Here is a 17934-nt window from a genome sequence, read left to right as displayed (position 1 = left end):
ACGATGAGCCACTCCCCCGCCCTTCTCGTCATAGCCCACGGCAGCCGCGACCCGCGCCATGCCGCGACCGTGCACGCCCTCGTGGGCGAGGTCCGGGCGCAGAATCCCGGCGTGCGGGTGGAGACGGCGTTCCTGGAGTTCAACGTCCCTTCCGTGCATGGGGTGTTGGAGTCGCTCGCGGCGGACGGCGTACGCGATGTGGTCGCGCTGCCCCTCCTGCTGACCCGCGCCTTCCACGCGAAGACGGACATCCCCGCGGTGCTGCGCGAGGCGCCCCGCGGGATGCGCATCCACCAGGCGGAGGTCCTGGGCCCCGACCCGCTCCTGGTGTCGGCCCTCGAACGACGCCTGTACGAGGCGGGGTTGACCCCCGCCGACAAGCCCACGACCGGGGTCGTCCTGGCCTCGGCGGGCTCCTCCGACCCGGAGGCGATCGCAGTGATCGCTGAAATCGCGCGGGAGTGGCGGCACACCGGTTGGTGCGCCGTGCGGCCTGCGTTCGCCTCCGCATCTCTGCCGCGCACTGAGGACGCCGTGCGCGAACTTCGGGCCCTGGGCTGCGAGCGGGTGGCCGTCGCCCCCTACGTCCTCGCGCCGGGCCGCCTCCCGGACCGGATCGCGGCGGGCGCCGCGGACGCCGATGTCCTGGCCGATGTGCTGGGGCCCGCGCCGGAGGTGGCACGGGTGCTGATGGACCGTTACGAGGCGTCTCTCGTACGGGAATTGGTGGCAGTGAGCGCCTGAGCCGGGCTCACCCGCACAACTGCTCCCCCAACTCGCTGCGCGCATACCGCACGCTCCGCCCGCTGCGCGTACGCAGCAGAAGCCCCGCGTCGTACAGGATCGACAGGTGCTGGCTGACCGCGCCCGGAGTGACGTCGAGGCGATGGGCGAGTTCCGTGGTCGACGCGGGTTCCGCGAGCAGCCGCAGGATGCGGGCGCGGGCCGCGCCGAGCAGGCGGGTCAGGGCCTCGCTGGTCGCAGGGGGCGGGGCCTCGGAGATGGTGGCGCGGCCGCGGGCCGGGTAGCTGAGCAGCGGCGGAAGACCGGGGTCGATCATGGTGTGGGCGCCGTGGCAGAAGAGCGTGGGGACGAGGACGAGCCCGCGGCCCTCGATGGGAATGTCGGCCCCGGGCCAGGTGTGCAGGCTGTCGGTCTGTACGAGGGTGAGCACGTCGCCGTCCCAGGAAAGGCGCCGGTCGAGACTGGTGAACAGGCCGCCCACGCCCGCGTCCGCGAGCACCTTGCCGCGGTAGGTGAGGTCGGCCTCCAGGACGGACTGCACGCGGGGCCACCAGTCCGGGGCGAGGCACTCGTGCCAGTAGGCCTCCAGCGCGTCGGCGATGCGGTGGCGGAACGCGGCCGGGTCGGCGAGCCCCTCGCGCAGTACCTGCGGCAGACGGCCCGTCACCGTGTCGTAGGCGGCGGTGAATTCGGACTCCAGGGACTCGGGCGGCACGCCACGGATCCGGGCGAGCTGCCCGTCGAACGCGGGGCGCGGGCGCTCCGGGCGCGGGGTGAGGTAGTCCGGTAGCCACAGGTGCGGTGCGACGAGGGCGCCGAGCAGCTCGGTGTCGAGGCGCCGGAAGGCCGGGGCCAGGCGGCGCAGCCAGGGCCGCTGGTGCGGATAGCGGGCGGGGTCGCGCCAGCAGCGCAGCGAGTACACGGCCTCTTGGAGGGGCGAGTACGCGAAGGACGTACGGGCGAGATCGCCGACGACGAACCGGAACTCGATCACGACGCGCCCCCTCCCACCTTGACGACGAGCCGGAACTCGATCACGGCGTCGCCCTCCCACCATCCTTTAGCGCCACGCTAAAGAAATGTCGCGGCGCCCGGAACCCCGCTTCCCTGTGGGCATGACCACTTCACCACCCCGCCCCACCGGTCCCACCACGCGTTTCGCCGGAATGCTGCCGACCGTGCCGGTGCTGCGCAGGCTGTCCCTGCTCACGCTCCTCAACGCGTTCGGGCGCGGGCTCTTCTTCCCGGTCAGCGTCCTGTACTTCACGCGGTTCGTGGGCCTGAGCGCGACCTCGGTGGGCGTGGGGCTCTCGGTGGCCGGGGTGTTCGGGCTCGCGGCGGGGGTGCCGGCCGGGCGGGCGTCGGACCGGTGGGGGCGGCGGCCGGTGCTGACCGGGCTGTGGGTCGGGTGCGGCGTGGGCCTCGTGGCGTACACGCTGATCGACTCGTACGCCTCGTTCCTGGTGACGGCGATCTGTTACGCCACGCTGAGCCAGGGCAGCATGGGCGTGCGCAACGCGCTGTACGCGGATGTGCTGCCCGCCGGGGAGCGTGTCGAGGGCCGGGCGCATCTGCGGATGGTCACCAATGCGGGCATGGGCGTGGGCGGCGCGTTCGGCGCGCTCGCGTTGCAGCTCGACAGCCGATCCGGCTACACGGCGCTGATCATCGTCGACGCGGCGGCCTTCGTCGGGTCGGCGCTGATGGTGCACCGGCTGCCGGGCGGTGCGGGGCGTCGGCCGCTGACCGACACCCCGGCGGAGAGCCGGTGGCGGGCGGTGCGCGATCTGCCGTTCCTGGCGGTGACCTTCCTCAATGCCGTACTGGCCCTGCAGTACACCCTGTTGGAGGTGGGTCTCCCGCTGTGGATCGCGCAGCACACCGAGGCGCCGACGTGGACGGCGGCGCTCGTCATGGTCCTCAACTGTGTGCTGGTGGCCCTGCTTCAGGTGCGGGCGACGCGCGGCGTGGAGGACCTGCCCGGTGCGGTGAAGGCGATGCGGCGCTCGGGGCTGCTGCTCGCGCTGTCCTGCGCGTTCTTCGCGTTCTCGGCGGGGGCCTCGCCGCTGTGGGCGCTGGGGATTCTGGTGGTCGGTGCGGTGGTGCAGGTGCTCGCCGAGGTGTTGCAGGCGGCGGGCGGCTGGACCGTCGGCTACGGCCTGGCGGACGCCCGGGCGCAGGGCGTCTACCAGGGCGTGTTCAACTCCGGGCAGGCCGCGGCGACGATGGCCGCGCCCGCCCTCGTGACGGTCACCGCGATCCGGCACGGGACGGCGGGCTGGGCCGTGCTCGGGGTGCTGTTCGTGGTGGCGGGGCTCGGGGTGGGGCCCGCCGTGCGGTGGGCACGGCGGGACTCCCAGTGGCGCGGCGAGTGAGCCCGGCCCCCGTCAGCGCGGGTCGCGGCCGCTGAGGGCGAGGGCCTTCGCGTACACCGATGCGTCGTCCGCCACGTCGACGGGCGCGGCGAAGCCCTCGTACTGGCGGTACAGCTCGGCGTTCGCCTCCACGACCTGGAGGAGCAGGGCCGCCGCGCCGTCCGAGACGCGGAACTCCTGCCCGGTGGCGGTGGCCACGTCCCAGCCGTGCAGGACGAGTTCGGCCCACAGCAGGGCGGCGACCTCGGGTGCGGGCTGCTTGGCAAAGCCGAGATCGACCTCGCCCTCCCAGACGGCCGGTTCGGCCCAGGCGGCGACCGCCCGGTCGAGGTCGGCGGCGTAGGTCGCCGCCCAGCCCTCGTCGGCCGTGAGGTCGCGCGAGGTCAGCTCCTCGGGCAACTGGGTGCGCAGCGCCCGGTGTTCCATGCCGTGCGAGGTGTACACGGTCCAGTGGTTCACGAGCGTCCGCACGTCCCAGTCGCCGCAGCCCGAGGCCGCGTCGAGCCGGTCGGGCTTGACGCCGGCCGCGACGCGCACGGCTTCGGCGGCGCTCTCGGTGAGGTACGGGTACACGGTGTCCATGCGGAGTTCGTTCATGCCGCTGACGCTACGGCGACCGGTACCCGCTCCTCTTGAACAAACGCGACAGACGCTAGGACTCGCGGTGCGCGTCCACCGCCGCGACGAGGTCCGCCACGCTCGTCTCCCCGGCCGAACGCCCTTCCCGCGCCGCCTCGTTGGCGAGTTCCTGGAGGACGTCGTTGACCGGTGTCGGTACGCCGTGCAGGCGGCCGAGCAGGGCGATCTCGCCGTTGAGGTAGTCGGCCTCGATGCTGCCCGCGCCGCGCTGGAGGGACTGCCAGGAGGAGCCGCCGCCGCGCGGGGCGCCGTCGAAGGGCTCGAAGCGGATCTTGTCGGCGCGGGCGGCCTTCTCCTCGTCCTGGCTCGCGTACGCGACACCGGCGGCGTCGAGCACCGCCTCTCCCTCGGCGCGGGCCCGGCGGAACAGGGCGAGGGCCTCGTCGCTGGTGAGCACGCCGGACACCGCCTCGATCGCATTGGCGAGGTTGGCGAGGAGCTTGGCGTACTTCCAGCGCATGACGTCGTCGACGACGGGCGCTTCGAGGAGCCCCTTCTCCAGGTCGGCGGAGATCGCCCGCACTGTCCCGTCGCTTCCCGACGGGTAGCGGCCGAGGTGCAGCATGCCGGAGATCGGGGCGCCCGGGGCGCGGACGACGCCCGGCTCGACGAACGTGGCGGGCAGCCACACGCACATCCCGTACACGCGCTGGAAGGTGCGCAGGGCGAGCCGCTCGCTCTCCACCCCGTTCTGCGCGCAGACGAGGGGCAGCCGCCCGGCCGCCGTACCGCCGCCCTCGACGGGGCGCGGTCCCCACGCGGCGAGCGCCGCCGCGCTGTCCTGCGTCTTCACGGCGAGGATCAGCACGTCGTCGGCGCGCAGCGCCCCGAGCGCCTCCGGGCCGTCCACGACCGGGAGTTGATGGGTGTGCGGCCCGTCGGGCGTCTCGACGCGCAGGCCCTTGTCGCGCAGCGCCTCGTACTGCCTGCCGCGTGCGACGAGCACGACGTCACCGTGCCCCGCCTGCGCGAGCCGCCCACCGATGACGCCGCCGACCGCTCCTGCTCCGATGATTATGTAGCGCATACACCGACCTTTTCACGGACGCGCTCACCGTGGGGCCGTGAGCTCCACGAGCTTCGTCACCGTGTTCCAGTTGCGGCTGGTCGCGATCAGACCCTTGTTGAGCGCAGGTCGGGACAGCTGGGCCCCCAGCTTCGAGACGCCGAGGCCCTGGGGCGCGTAGAGGTAGAGGGCGCGGTCGCCGATGCGGAAGTCCTCGGGGGCGTACGCGGCCGGGTCCACGGCGGCGAACCGCTCGGCGGTCACGGCCTGCGAGAAGTACGTGACGTGCAGCTGCTTGGCCTCCAGTTCGGCGGCCGGGAACGGGCAGTCCGCCATGACCGCCTTCAGATAGGTGTGGCGGCGCACGAGGACGTCGACGGTGAAGCCGAACTCGCCCTCGATCGCCGTGCCGATCGCGGCCGCGAGCGCCTCCTCGTCACCGCCGTCGGGCGCGGTGAAGGCGACGTTGCCGCTCTGGAGGTAGGTGCGTACGTCGGTGAGGCCGAGGCCCTCGATCAGCGGCCGCAGCCCGGCCATCGGCACCTTCTTGTTGCCGCCCACATTGATGCCGCGCAGCAGCGCGGCGCAGCCCTCGGCCTTCGTCGTCCCCTGAGTCATGCGCACACGATAAGCGCACACGATAAGCGCACACGGCAAGGCGGCCGCCGTTCCCCGTGGGGGTGGGCACGGCGGCCGCCGGTCATCGAGCTGAAACGTTTACTCGACGACCTTCAGGAGCTTGTTCGCGGTGCCGTCGGACGCGTTCTTGATGGCGTCCGGGGTGGCCCCGTCGGTGAGCGCCTTGGCGACGTCGGCCGGGGCCGCGTCCTTGTGTCCGGCCAGGTAGACGGCTGCCGCGCCGACGACGTGCGGGGTCGCCATCGACGTACCGGAGATGGTGTTGGTGGCGTCGTCACCCGTGTTCCAGTCGGACGTGATGTCCGATCCAGGCGCGTAGATGTCGACGACGGAGCCGTAGTTGGAGAAGTCCGACTGCTCGTCGTCCTTCGTGGAGGAGGCGACCGTGATGGCCTCCGGGACCCGGGCGGGGCTGGACTGCGCGGCGTCCGCCGACTCGTTGCCCGCCGCCACCGCGTAGGTGACACCGGAGTCGATGGACTTCTTGACCGCCGCGTCGAGCGCCTCGTCCACGCCGCCGCCGAGCGACATGTTGGCGACGGAGGGGCCCTGGTGGTTCTCGGTCACCCAGTCGATGCCCGCCACGACCTGCTCGGTGGTGCCGGAGCCCTGGTCGTCGAGGACGCGGACGGCGACGATCTTCGCCTTCTTGGCGACGCCGTGCGCCTCACCGGCGATGGTGCCGGCGACGTGCGTGCCGTGCCCGTTGCCGTCGTCGGCGTTGTCGTCGTTGTCGATCGCGTCGAAGCCGGAGGAGGCGCGGCCACCGAAGTCCTTGTGGCTGACCCGGACCCCGGTGTCGATGACGTACGCGGTCGCGCCCTCGCCTGCGCTGTCCGGGTACGTGTACTTGCTGTCGCCCGCGGTCTCGGCCTGGTCGATGCGGTCCAGGCCCCACGACGGCGGGCTGTCCTGGGTGGCGTCGATGTGGAACTTCTTGTTCTGGACGACCTTCGACACGGAGCCGTCGGCCGCGAGGCGCTTGGCCTCGGTGTCCGAGAGGCCGCTCGCCGAGAAGCCGTTGACGGAGGAGCTGTAGTTGCGCTTCAGCGTGCCTCCGTACTCCTTGGCCAGGTCCTTCTTGGCGGAGGCGCCCGCCTTCTGGTCGAGCAGCACGATGTAGCTGCCGGACACGGCGCCCTTGGCGTCCTGCCCGTAGACCTTGCCCTCGACGGGGGCCGCGGTGGCGGAGAAGCCGCCGAACATGGTGACGCCCACTGCTGTCGCCGCCGTGGCTATGGCCGCGGTGAGCTTCATCGTGCGCGCATGCTGGTTTGTTGCCATGAAGAGGGATCTCCTCAGTGGTGTGTGGGGGGAATGCCAGCGCCCCAGGACGAACCATCGCGAAGGTTGTCAAACTCCGGAAGATGTCCGGGGGTTGAGACGAAACCCTGGCCGATTGACGCGATCAGATCAAGACCTACATGAACCTGTGACGTGCTCAACAAGGTTTCGTAATAACAAATCGGACGGTTGCGGAGATTCGGATCAAGGTCGGACCAAGACCGGTCCAGGGTGCGCCGGTTCATCCCCCGACGGCTCAACCCCCAATAGATGTAGGGGACTCGGGTCATCCTCCGCGTGGACCCCCACCTCCCGGACCTCACCGAACAGCACGACGAACGGGGCTTATCCCGCCCATACCTTCGAATTCGGAGGTGACCTGATGGCCAGGAACGGGGAACAGCGGGACCGCCGGGTGCGCGGGGTCGCGGCGCGGGCCGGCGGCTGGAGCGCCCGGCACCGGTGGGCGGCGGTGGGGATCTGGGTGCTGTTCGTCGTGGTGGCGATGGGCCTGGGGTCCGTCGCGGGACGCGTGGACGTCTCGGAGGACGACCAGCTCAAGGGGGAGACCAGCCAGGCCGCGCGCATCATCGACGACGCGGGCGTCGACGAACCGGCGGGCGAGACCGTGCTCGTGCAGAGCAAGTACGGTCAACTGCGGGCGACCGCACCCGAGTTCAAGGCGGCGGTCGCCGACGTGGTGCGGGCCGTCGAGGGCACGGGCAAGGTGACCGCCGTGCGTTCGCCGTACGCCGCCGACGCCCGGACGATCTCCAAGGACGGCCGCACCGCGCTCGTCCAGTTCGACATGCGGGGCGATCCCGACACCGCGGCCGACCGGGTCGAGCCGGTCCAGAAGGCCGTCGCGGGCGTCGCCGGCGACCATGGCGCGCTGCGGATCGAGGAGATCGGCGCCGCGAGCATGAACAAGACCTTCGACGACGCGTTCGGCGAGGACTTCCAGCGCGCCGAGTACTCGGCCGTGCCGGTCGCGCTCGGCATCCTGCTGATCGCGTTCGGCGCGCTCGTCGCGGCGCTGCTCCCGGTGGCGCTCGCCGTCACGGCGATCATGGCGACGATGGGCCTGATGGGCATCGTCAGCCATCTGCAGCCGATGAGCGAGACCGCCAACTCGGTGATGCTGCTCGTCGGCCTGGCGGTCGGCGTCGACTACTGCCTGTTCTATGTGCGGCGCGAGCGCGAGGAACGGATGAAGGGGCACGACCCGCAGACGGCACTGCGCGTCGCGGCGGCCACCAGCGGCCGGGCGATCATCGTCTCCGGGGTCACGGTGTGCGTGGCGATGGCGGGCATGCTGTTCACCGGGCTCGCCGAGTTCCAGGCGATGGGCCTCGCCTCGCTGATGGTGGTGGCGGTCGCGATGGTGGGATCCGTGACCGTGCTTCCGGCGCTGCTCTCGCTGCTCGGGGAGCGGGTGGAGAAGGGGCGGATCCCGTTCCTGCACCCGACGAAGCGACGCAACGGGAGCAAGGGGGCCGATGGAGCCAACGGGGAGGGTGGCAGCCGCTTCTGGAGCCGGGTGCTGACCGTCGTACTGGCGCGGCCCGCCGTCTCCGTCGCCGTCGCGGTCGTCGCGCTGCTCGCGATCGCCGCGCCCGCGCTCGGCATGAAGACCCAGAACCTCACCGTGGACCAGGAGTTCGGCGACTCGCTGCCGATCGTGGCGACGTACGACCGGGTCAACGCGGCGTTCCCCGGCGGCTCGGATCCGGCCGAGGTGGTCGTGAAGGCCGACGACATCAACTCCGCCGATGCGCGCGCCGCACTCGCCGACTTCCGCGCGCAGGCCGTGAGCTCGGGCGCCTCGCGCGGCCCTGTCGAGGTCACCGTGCACCGGGACCAGAACGTGGCGATCATCGACGTACCGCTCGTGGGCGGGTCCGATCAGGACAAGGCAGAGAAGAGCCTGGCGTTGCTGCGCGACGAGGTGCGGCCCGCCACGTTCGGCGAGGTCGACGGCGCAGAGGCGCCGATCACCGGACAGGTCGCGGGGTCGAAGGACTTCAACGACCAGATCGTCGGTTCCGTCGTCCCGGTCTTCGCGTTCGTCGTCACGTTCGCGTTCCTGCTGATGCTGCTCTCGTTCCGCTCACTGACGGTCGCGATCACATCGATCGTGCTCAACCTGCTGTCGGTGGGCGCCGCTTACGGGGTCCTCGTCGCCATCTTCCAGCACGGCTGGGGCGCCTCACTGGTCGGCGCGGAGGGAGTGGGCGCCATCATCGCGTGGCTGCCGCTGTTCCTGTTCGTGATCCTGTTCGGCCTGTCGATGGACTACCACGTGTTCGTGGTGTCCCGGATCAAGGAGGCGCGCCTTCAGGGGCGTACGAACCTCGACGCGATCCGGCACGGCGTCGTCACCACCGCGGGCGTGGTCACCAGCGCGGCCGTCATCATGGTCGCCGTGTTCAGCATCTTCGGGACGCTGTCCATGCAGTCGATGAAGCAGATGGGCGTGGGCCTCGCGGCCGCGATCCTGATCGACGCGACCGTCATCCGCGGTGTGCTGCTCCCGGCCGTGATGGCGCTGCTCGGGGAACGCAACTGGTATCTGCCGAAGTGGCTGCACCGGATGCCGGACCTGACGCACGACGAGGCGGGCATGGAGCCCGCCCCGGTCCCGCACGAGGGCGGCGAGGAGGTGCGCGTCTGACGGCGCGCACCGGCTCCTCGAACCCACGGCCTGTTCACCGCTCGCGTCACGCGACGGTGGACAGGCCCTTTTCGTGCTCTTCGTCGAAGGCGTCCTTTTCGGCGACGTTCTTTTCCTCGGCGTCGATCTGCGCGGCGTCCTTCTCGGCGGCATCCTGCTCGAAGGCCGCCAGCGTGCGGCCGAAGTCGCGCGTGGACAGCAACAGCTTGTAGACGATGGCGAGTTCGAAGACGAGCAGCAGCGCGCCGGCCACGACGGTCGCGCCGATCACCTGGTCGAGCAGCGGGCCGACGATGAAGACGGCCATCTGGAACTCGATGCCGCTGATCAGGTGCGTACGGATGCGGTGGCGCAGCATGAAGGACCGGAAACGCAGATAGCCCGGGAAACGGCTGCGGAACTCCTGGTGCAGGTCGACGACCTTGGGGCGCGGCGCCGGCTCCACGGCCTCCGCCTGCGCATCGCCCTCGACGTGCTCGTCGTGCTCCACGTTCTCGGCGTGCTCGGCGTTGGCCGCGCCGTGCAGGTCCTGCTCGATGTCCGCGGACGGGTTGGCCCGCAGCAGGTCCTCCATGAAGGCGACGTCGTCCGCGTTCTGCGCGCGACGGGCCGCACGCATGCGGGACTTGATCTGCTTGCGCATCGTGTGCCGGGTCTTGAAGATCTCCAGCGAGTTGATGTAGCGCAGCCCGTCGAGGAAGACGACGACCACGGCGAGCCATACGTAGATCAGGTCGCCGGTGCGCTGGAACTGGCCGCCCATCAGCGCCACGGCACAGGCCATCACGCGGACGCGGTCGAAGATGTAGTCGAGCCAGGCGCCGAACACGGAGCCCTGCCCGGTCAGCCGGGCGACCTTGCCGTCCATGCAGTCGAGCACGAAGCTCAGGTGGTAGATCAGCGCTCCGGCGATCAGCCAGCGCCAGTCCCCCATCGCGAAACAGCCGGCCGCGCCGAGCCCCAGGATCAGAGCGCCCCAAGTGATCTGGTTCGGGGTGATGCGCGTCCAGCGCGCCGTGACCCGTACGAGAGGTGTGGCGATCGGGTCGACGAGCAGCACGGTCCACCACGCGTCGCGCTTTTTCTGGGTGATGCGCCGCACTTCGGGCAACGACGGTATGTCTCGGGGCATGAGGCGCGCCAGCTTCCTTTGTTCAAAAGTAGGTTCACCTCACGGTAAGAATCCGTTCTCGACAAGTTCAAGAACGTAAGTACGCAACCTTTTCTTGAGGTTATTGGTCGTACGTCACAGCGAGTCAATTTCGTTATCCGTTTGGCACACGCTTCGCACGGAACAGTGGAACCGTTCCGTGCGAAATCGCGTCTACCCCACCCCGATGCCAAGGGCTGCCATCAGGGACTGATATCAGGAGCTGACATCAGGGGCGCAGTTCGGCCTCGATGAGGTCGGCCGCCTGCCGCGTTCCGCCCTCGCCCGCCATGTCCTGCTGAATGACGGCAAGACGGCGCGCCACTTCCGGGTCGTCGACCAGCGCGAGGACTGCCTCGCGGAGCGTCTCCGCGTTCGCCTCCTCCATGGGTACGTGGCGGGCGACGCCCAGGCCCTGAAGGATGTCGGCGTTGCCGAACTGGTCGACGGCCTGCGGCACGGCGACCATCGGCGTCGCCGTGGCCAGGCCTTCCTGGCTGCCACCCGCGCCGGCGTGCGTGATGAAGGCGTCGGCCTTCTTGAGGATCGCCAGCTGCGGCACCCACTGGCGCACCTCTACGTTGCCGGGGACCGCCCCGAGGTCCTCGGCGGTGACGTGCTTGCCGACCTGGAGCACGACATGCCAGCCCAGCAGATCGCCGAACGCCTTCACGCACTCCCGGTAGAACTCGGGCTGCTTGGTGAACGACGAGCCGAGCGACACGAGCAGTACGCGCTCGGCGTCGGCGGGGCGTTCCCACTCGCCCTGCGCGGACCGGTCGCCCTGACAGGCGCCGACGAAGGTGTTCTTCTTCTCGTCGACCCGGTCGGCATTCGGCTGGAGCGCCTTCGGAATGAGGACGAGGGTGCGGTCGTAGCGGCCCCAGAATTCGTCGGCGGTCTTCGGTACGCCGGACTCCTTGAGCCACGCGTCGAACTTCTCGTAGTAGGCCTTGCCGCGCGGAGTCTTGCGGGGCTCCTCCCACATCGGCTTCGCGACCTCGTCCTCGTATCCCTCCCAGGCGACGAGGTTCGGCGAGAGCGTCACGGCGGGCACGCCCCAGCGGTGGGCGAGGACGCCTGCCGGGTAGGAGGTGATGTCGTGGATGACGAGGTCGGGGACGCCTACGCCCTCGACCTCACCGTTCCCTTCATAGGCCTCGATGAGCTGGGGCAGCGTCTGGATCGCGTCGTTCAGGAACGGCTCCACGTTGTCGAGCAGCGTGGTCCCCCACGCCGCCGGGTCGTCGTCGGGGCCGGGGAGCGTGGTGCGGTAGAGGACCGGCTCGGCGCCGGTCTCGGCGATCTTCTCCTCGAACAGGTGCGGGATCGCGTACGTGACGCGGTGCCCACGGGCGACGAGCTCCCGGATCACTTCGAGACTCGGGTTCACGTGCCCGTGGGCGGCGATGGAGAACATGGCGATGTGGGCACGTTTGCCGTGGCTCGGGTTCGTCATGATCCGACTGTAAGCGAGACGAGACGTCTCGTACAACTGGTTTGCGGGTGTTTCCTGTCGGCCGGCAATCGTCCGGGGTCAGCATCGGCGTCGCCCTGCGCTCGATACGGAGCACGCCCGCGTCGACCCGTGGGGCCGGGCGGAACGCGATGCGCGGCACCGGCCGAACAGCCGCCACTCGAAGTGCGGCCAGGTGAGGACGGTGCGGCGGGTCCAACTCCCGTAGTCACCCGTGCGTTTGCGGGCGCTTGCGTGCGTTTGCGTGCGTACTCGGGCTGGGTGAGCAGCACGGCGCGGGTCAGCGCGTCGGCGCGCAGCCCTGAATCTGGCGGGTCGCCGAAACGGCCATCATGGCTGCGCTGCACATGCCCCACATGCAGGTGGAGCGCCCCCGGCCCGTCCACCGAATTTCCGGTGCGAGACTGGCCTCGTACCAGGTGAGATGCGGGGACGCAGGAGGCAGGGCATGGACGAGGCACGGGCACGGGAAGTGCTGGCGCAGGCGGATGTCGTGGACGGCACCGCCGCCACCGCGGAGCTGATCGCGCTCGGCGAGAACGCGGTGTTCGGCGTCGGCGACCTCGTCGTCAAGGTCGGGCGCAGCATCGAGCACGGCGGCACCGAACTCCTCGACCGCGCCCGCCGCGAACTGGCCATCGCCTCCTATCTCGCCGGGCACGACGTCCCCGCGGTGCGCGCCGCGAAGGACGAGGCGCTCGTCGCGGACGGGCACCCGGTGACCGTGTGGCACCGGATCCCGGCGGCCGTCCGCCCGGCCGAGCCGCGTGATCTGGCGGAGCTGCTCAAGCTGGTGCACGCGTTGCCGACGCCGACCGGTTTCGAGCTGCCGCGGCGGGAGCTGCTCGGCGGGGTCGAGCGCTGGCTGCGGCTCGCGGGCGACGCGATCGACCCGGCCGACGCGGACTATCTGCGCGAGCGTCGGGACGGGTTCGCGGCGGCCGCCGCGGCGCTGACCCCGCAGCTGCCGCCCGGGCCGATCCACGGTGACGCCCTGCCGCGCAATGTGCACATCGGGCCCGAGGGACCCGTCCTCGTCGATCTCGAGACGTTCTCCTCCGATCTGCGGGAGCACGATCTCGTCGTCATGGCCCTGTCGCGCGACCGGTACGGGCTGCCGGCCGACGCGTACGACGGGTTCGTGTCCGCGTATGGGTGGGATGTGCGGGAGTGGGAGGGATGCGCGGTGCTGCGCGGGGCGCGGGAGACGGCGTCCTGTGCGTGGGTTTCGCAGCATGCGCCGTCCAACCCGAAGGCGTTGGCGGAGTTTCGGCGGCGGGTCGCTTCGCTGCGGGACGGGGACCCTGCGGTGCGGTGGTATCCGTTCTGAGGCGGATGTTCCTCTAAAGATTCGGGGGCTTCGCCCCCGGGCCCCCACTCCTCAATCGCCGGAGGGGCTTGATAGGCCGGTCCGGCTCGATGCGCCAGTCCCGTTGGATATCTGACGCATCGGCCACACCGTGTCGATCACCGCGTCCGGATTGCCCTTCCTGCGAAGGAAGTTCTGGAAGTCGGCCGCCGACTCCGCGAACCACTCCACCTGTCTGCGATGCAGCTCGGCCACCCCGAGCTGCGCGACCTTCGCGTGCCGCTCGCCTATCGCGCGGGCGAGCAGCGCCGCGGCCAGGGCGTCCGCCGAGGCGTCGTGTGCGGCATCGAGCGGGACCCCGTACTCGGTGCAGACCGCTTCGAGGTTGCGCTTGCCCCGCCGGTAGCGGTCGACGGTCCGGTCGATCGTGTACGGATCCACGACCGGCCCCGGCTCCACCCCCGCGAGGCGCTCGCGCAGGGACGGCAGCCCGTGCCTGGCGAGCTCGGCGGAGAGCAGGGTGAGGTCGAACGTCGCGTTGTACGCGACCACGGGGACGCCCGTGCGCCAGTAGCCCACCAGGATCTCGGCGAGGGCGTCGGCGACCCGGTCGGCCGGCTCGCCCTCGGCTGCCGCCCGCTCGTTGGTGACACCGTGTACCGCGATCGCCTCGTCCGGGATCCGCACTCCGGGGTCGGCCAGCCATTGCCGGTGCCCGAGGACCGCGCCGTCCTTCACCTCTATGACGGCGGCGGTGACGATGCGCGCCTCGCGCGGATCGGTCCCGGTCGTCTCCAGGTCGAAGCCGATCATCAGCTCGCGGTGCCAGCCCATGGCAGCCCCCTTCTTCGTGGTGCGTTCCCCCGATGACCAACACCATCGCACGCCCCACTGACAATCAGGCCGGGCACCCGTCGGAGCCCGGCCTGATCCGAACGACAGGCCCTACGACACCGGCCGCGCGTCCGCCCAGGCCTGCTCGAATTCGTCGCGGTACGTCACGAAAAGGCCGTTCTCCCCGGTGTCCGACGACGCGCTCGCCTTGACGATGCGTCCCCCGCCGCGCAGCACGAGGACGGGCGCCTCCATCCCCCGCGTCCTGCGCAGATAGGACTGGACGACGGCGATGCCGTCCGATCCGTCGCCGTCGACGAGGTAGGCGTTGAAGCGCGGTGTCTCGTCGAAGACGCGGATCTCGAAGGCGTCGGGGTCCTTGAGGCGGGCCCGCACCCGGCGCATGTGCAGGATGTTCATCTCGACGGAGCGGCTCAACTCGCCCCGCTTGATCCCCAGTTCCCGTTCGCGCCGCTTGACCGCGCTGGACGCCGGGTTGAGGAAGAGGAGCCGTATGCGGCAGCCCGACTCGGCGAGGCGGACCAGGCGGCGTCCCGAGAAGTTCTGCGCGAGCAGGTTGAGGCCTATCCCGATGGCGTCCAGGCGCCGCGCCCCGCCGAAGAGGTCCTCGGCAGGGAACTGGCGCAGCAGCCTGACCCGGTCCGAGTGCACCCCCACCACGTCCGCGTACCGGTCGCCGACCAGTTCCTCGACGGCGTCGACGGGCAGTCGGCGGGCCGAGGGCACGTCGGAGCCGGCGCCGAGTATGTCCAGGAGGCGGGAGGAGGCGCGCTCGGCCTGGGCGAGGACCGTCTCCGAGAGGGCGCGGTTGCGGGAGACCACGTTGCGCGTGACCTCCAGCTCGTCCAGGGCGAGCTCGACGTCGCGGCGGTCGTCGAAGTACGGCTCGAAGCACGGCCAGTGCTGCACCATCAGCTCGCGCAGCTGCGGCAGGGTCAGGAACGACAACACGTTGTCGTCGGCCGGGTCGAGGAGATAGCCCTTGCGGCGGCTGACCTCGCGCACGGCGACGGCCCGCTGCACCCACTCCTGCCCGGCGGGCCCCGCCGCCGCGACCACCCAGTCCTCGCCGTGCACGGGCGCGTAGACGGGGCGGAGCACGGCGGCGACGACGGCGCGCAGCCGCTGTTCCACCAGGTTCAGCCAGATATAGGCCCGCCCCGCACGTTGCGCGCGCGTACGGACCTCGCTCCAGGCGTCGGCGCCCCAGTCCAGTTCCGGACCGATCTGGGACGCGACGTCCATGGGCCTGGCCAGCGACACCGCTCCGGGCGGGATCTCCGTGGAGGCTGTCTCCTGGCTGTCCTGGCCCTCGTGACCGTCGTCACCAGGGGGCAGCTCCAGCCCTCCCGAGCTCACCCGCTCCGCACCGCCTTCCGCTCCCCCGAGCTTGTCGAACCCGAACTTGTAGACCCCATCCCCCAGCAACGATCAAGGAAGGGTACTCCGGGAGCGGGTGGCGATGCAGCCGGATGCGGCCGCCGGTTTCTCAACTGCCGTTTCGGGGAACCCCGTTCTGCCCCGCGAGGTCGGCCGGAGTGAGCGGATTCATAGCGGTCACGTCCCTGGGGGCCAGCGAAAAGCCCTGCCAGTGCACCGGCATGGGCTGCTGGTCCTCGTCACGGGCGATGTGGTGGAACCCGATGTTGACCCAGGTGATCGGGTGCTTGAGCGTCTGTCCGTTCACCCACTTGTTGACGCTGGTGCCCCCGCAGTTCGCGGCGGGATTGTCGCTCGCGTACTGCTCGCACTTCTTGTACTCGGTGAAGTAGACGTCGTGCTTGGTGAAGGCGCGTCCCGGGAACCGGTTGGAGCGGCCGGGCACGAACTCGTACGACCTGGGGTGGTTGTCCTTGTTCTTGCCCGCGGTGGAGACCACGCGCCACCACCGCATGTCCTTTACGTCACCCGCGAGTTCCTTGGTGACGGGGGTGCGGGTCGTCTTCGTGGTGGGCGATCCGTCACCGTTCGGCGGGGTCACCTTGGAGTCGTACTGCTCGACCTTGGCCTTGGGCGAGCCGTCCAGGCCGAAGTTGAGCCGCCAGAAGACGTTGTGGCTGTGGCTCTCGGCGTAGGCGGTCGCACCCTTGCCGATGGGCCAGCCCTTGCCGTCGGTGCCGTCGTAGTCGTACGGGGAGAGGCTGCCGGTGGCGCCCACATTGGACGTGATGGTGCCGTCGGAGGCGAAGCGCCACTCGGTGATGTACTCGTACCAGGACGCCTTGTTGACCGTGTAGACGAGCAGGTCCTTGCCCTGGGCGCTGTAGACCTTGCCGCTGCCGCCGGTCGAGTAGTCGTCGCTGAGCCGGTACGCGTGCCCGCGCGCACGCGTGGTCGTGCACAGCCCCTTGACGTTGCCCATGTCGGGGACCTTGACGGTCTTGATGGTGCCGCCCGGGCACTCGCCGGGCTTCAGGTTCTGCAGGGCCTGCCCGAAGTCGGTGCCGGTAACGTCGTCGTACTCGGCCTCCCCGTCGTCGTACGGGACATGGACCTGTGCGAGCCGGGCGCTGGTGAGGACGCGGATCGGCTGGGCCTCGCCCTTGGGCTGGTAGCTGACGTCGTCCAGGACGAGTCCTGCCAGCGTGTTGTAGTGCCAGCACATGCGCCAGGTGGTGCCGCCGTCGAGGGTCTGCTCGATGCGGTACGCGTCCGAGCAGGCGGGCGCGGCGGCAGCGGGCGCCTGGGGCGGTGCGGCCGTCGCGGCGGGTGCGGTGGCGAGGGTGCCGGCGAGCAGCGCGGTGACCGCGAGGCCCGTGGCAACTGCTGCGGGCCGGATGCGGGCGCGCAAGAGTCTTGTGAGGTGCATACGGAAGCGCTCCTTCATGGAGGAGAGGTCGGCGAGGTCCTCAGCCGAGGCGGGAGACGTTGCGGGCGCTCAGGTCGACGATGAGGTCGCGGGTGTCGATCCACGGCCCGTTGACGACCTTGGTGATGACGCGCAGGCAGCGGTGCTCGCCGCATTCCTTGAGTTCTGCGGGGACGTCGGCGACGGTCTTCTTGCGGAACACCATGCCGCTCAGCTGCAGTTGGTCCGGCTTGGTGAGCTGCTTGCCGGTGGCGTCCTTGTAGTCGCCCTTCAGGTCGGCGCCCGACGGGTCCGCGATCAACAGCTGGGCCGCCTCTGCCAGTTCGCCCTGGCTGGGCGGCGGCTGCACGCCCTGGTCGGTCCTGCTGTCCTCGACCTTCCCCGTGTCGAGGTTCACCGTCTTCGTGACGACGGAGTCGCTCTTGTAGTCGTAGTACACGACGTCGGCACGGCGTTCGTCGGCGGCGGCGTCACTGAGGCCGGGGTCGACCTCTGTCAGGTTCGTCGACAGGTGCTGGGGACCTCGGTCGCCCTCCACGTCCCGCGCGTCCATCCGCAGGGCGTTGCCCGCCGTCGCCAGCTTCTCTGCGCGCTCCGTCTCGGCGTCCGTGAGCGGATCGCGCCCCACCCCCTTCGCTCCCTGTGCGGGTGCGGGCTCCACGGTGCCCTCGGGGGCCACCGCGTCCTGCTGCGCGGTCCCCGCCCTGGCCAGGTCGCTCCCGTCGTCATCAGGCAGTGTCACGCCGACCGCGACGGCGCCGCCCGCTACCGCGAGCGCCACCACCGCCATCAGCTTCCCCAGATGGCGTCTTACAGCTGTGCGCACATCTTCCCCCAACTTCCCCGGCAGCCCCGGTCGAGGGCATGCCGGACCGACATGGTCGCCGTGTAAGAGGGCGCCAACTCCTGTGTGGTTGCTTCACTTTGGGGCAGAGAGTGTCCGATGCCGCCCGGACCGCCGGGCCAATGGGGT

At 70.5% G+C, this 17934-nt stretch carries 15 protein-coding genes and 1 pseudogene; 4 read left to right on the top strand and 12 right to left on the bottom strand.

The genetic code is table 11. From position 1 onward, the window contains the following. Positions 1 to 3 precede the first annotated feature (3 nt). Positions 4 to 744 carry a sirohydrochlorin chelatase gene (locus tag OHA73_RS32560; RefSeq protein WP_327656808.1) on the top strand — a complete coding sequence of 247 codons (741 nt, stop codon included), beginning with the start codon at positions 4 to 6 and terminating at the stop codon, positions 742 to 744. Between the two features lie 7 nt (positions 745 to 751). Here OHA73_RS32560 and OHA73_RS32555 read toward each other — a convergent pair whose 3' ends face one another. Beyond that, positions 752 to 1738 (bottom strand): ArsR/SmtB family transcription factor, encoded by a 987-nt coding sequence (locus tag OHA73_RS32555; RefSeq protein ID WP_267068803.1) that lies wholly within the window; start codon positions 1736 to 1738, stop codon positions 752 to 754. 121 nt (positions 1739 to 1859) lie between these two features. Here OHA73_RS32555 and OHA73_RS32550 point away from each other — a divergent pair, with 121 nt between their 5' ends. Next, entirely contained in the window at positions 1860 to 3119 is a 1260-nt protein-coding gene (locus tag OHA73_RS32550) for an MFS transporter (protein ID WP_327656807.1), read from the top strand. A 12-nt stretch (positions 3120 to 3131) separates the two neighbouring features. On the opposite strand, the gene OHA73_RS32545 is transcribed toward OHA73_RS32550, so the two are convergent. The 4 genes from OHA73_RS32545 to OHA73_RS32530 all read right to left on the bottom strand — a co-directional run bounded on the left by OHA73_RS32545 (position 3132) and on the right by OHA73_RS32530 (position 6687). Then, positions 3132 to 3716, bottom strand: coding sequence for a TIGR03086 family metal-binding protein (locus OHA73_RS32545; RefSeq protein ID WP_266715145.1), 585 nt, complete (start codon positions 3714 to 3716; stop codon positions 3132 to 3134). Positions 3717 to 3771: 55 nt separating this feature from the next. After that, entirely contained in the window at positions 3772 to 4785 is a 1014-nt protein-coding gene (locus tag OHA73_RS32540; RefSeq protein WP_266715144.1) for a ketopantoate reductase family protein, read from the bottom strand. Between the two features lie 24 nt (positions 4786 to 4809). After that, positions 4810 to 5382 (bottom strand): DUF1697 domain-containing protein, encoded by a 573-nt coding sequence (locus OHA73_RS32535; protein ID WP_327656806.1) that lies wholly within the window; start codon positions 5380 to 5382, stop codon positions 4810 to 4812. 99 nt (positions 5383 to 5481) lie between these two features. Next, positions 5482 to 6687 (bottom strand): S8 family peptidase, encoded by a 1206-nt coding sequence (locus OHA73_RS32530; RefSeq protein ID WP_266715142.1) that lies wholly within the window; start codon positions 6685 to 6687, stop codon positions 5482 to 5484. A 382-nt stretch (positions 6688 to 7069) separates the two neighbouring features. Between OHA73_RS32530 and OHA73_RS32525 the strand changes: the two genes are divergently transcribed. Then, positions 7070 to 9361 (top strand): MMPL family transporter, encoded by a 2292-nt coding sequence (locus OHA73_RS32525; RefSeq protein ID WP_327656805.1) that lies wholly within the window; start codon positions 7070 to 7072, stop codon positions 9359 to 9361. Positions 9362 to 9407: 46 nt separating this feature from the next. Here the strand turns inward: OHA73_RS32525 and OHA73_RS32520 are convergent, their stop codons facing one another. From OHA73_RS32520 to OHA73_RS32510, 3 genes and pseudogenes are all read right to left on the bottom strand, one after another. Further along, positions 9408 to 10493, bottom strand: a complete 1086-nt coding sequence (locus OHA73_RS32520) for a CDP-alcohol phosphatidyltransferase family protein (protein WP_267068809.1) — start codon at positions 10491 to 10493, stop codon at positions 9408 to 9410. 247 nt (positions 10494 to 10740) lie between these two features. Beyond that, positions 10741 to 11970: a macrolide-inactivating glycosyltransferase gene (gene mgt / locus OHA73_RS32515; protein WP_327656804.1), complete on the bottom strand. Its 1230-nt coding sequence runs from the start codon at positions 11968 to 11970 to the stop codon at positions 10741 to 10743. Between the two features lie 79 nt (positions 11971 to 12049). Next, positions 12050 to 12287 (bottom strand): annotated as a pseudogene (locus OHA73_RS32510) (rRNA adenine N-6-methyltransferase family protein); the annotation flags it as partial. Between the two features lie 149 nt (positions 12288 to 12436). On the opposite strand from OHA73_RS32510, the gene OHA73_RS32505 reads away from it, so the two are divergent. Beyond that, positions 12437 to 13318, top strand: coding sequence for a phosphotransferase enzyme family protein (locus OHA73_RS32505; protein WP_327656803.1), 882 nt, complete (start codon positions 12437 to 12439; stop codon positions 13316 to 13318). Positions 13319 to 13369: 51 nt separating this feature from the next. Here the strand turns inward: OHA73_RS32505 and OHA73_RS32500 are convergent, their stop codons facing one another. From OHA73_RS32500 to OHA73_RS32485, 4 genes are all read right to left on the bottom strand, one after another. Further along, on the bottom strand, positions 13370 to 14131 hold the full coding sequence (locus tag OHA73_RS32500; RefSeq protein WP_267068812.1) for a 3'-5' exonuclease: 762 nt from the start codon (positions 14129 to 14131) through the stop codon (positions 13370 to 13372). 111 nt (positions 14132 to 14242) lie between these two features. Beyond that, positions 14243 to 15511 (bottom strand): SAV2148 family HEPN domain-containing protein, encoded by a 1269-nt coding sequence (locus OHA73_RS32495; RefSeq protein ID WP_327658568.1) that lies wholly within the window; start codon positions 15509 to 15511, stop codon positions 14243 to 14245. A gap of 130 nt (positions 15512 to 15641) precedes the next feature. Further along, the gene (locus OHA73_RS32490; protein WP_327656802.1) at positions 15642 to 16961 is read right to left on the bottom strand and encodes a copper amine oxidase; all 1320 of its coding nucleotides are present in this window, start codon (positions 16959 to 16961) and stop codon (positions 15642 to 15644) included. Positions 16962 to 17001: 40 nt separating this feature from the next. Next, the gene (locus tag OHA73_RS32485; protein WP_327656801.1) at positions 17002 to 17787 is read right to left on the bottom strand and encodes a Tat pathway signal sequence domain protein; all 786 of its coding nucleotides are present in this window, start codon (positions 17785 to 17787) and stop codon (positions 17002 to 17004) included. Positions 17788 to 17934: the final 147 nt, after the last annotated feature.

Origin of the sequence: Streptomyces sp. NBC_00483 (genome assembly GCF_036013745.1) — a bacterium.
Taxonomy (GTDB): domain Bacteria; phylum Actinomycetota; class Actinomycetes; order Streptomycetales; family Streptomycetaceae; genus Streptomyces.
This window is presented reverse-complemented; position numbering and strand designations above follow the sequence as displayed.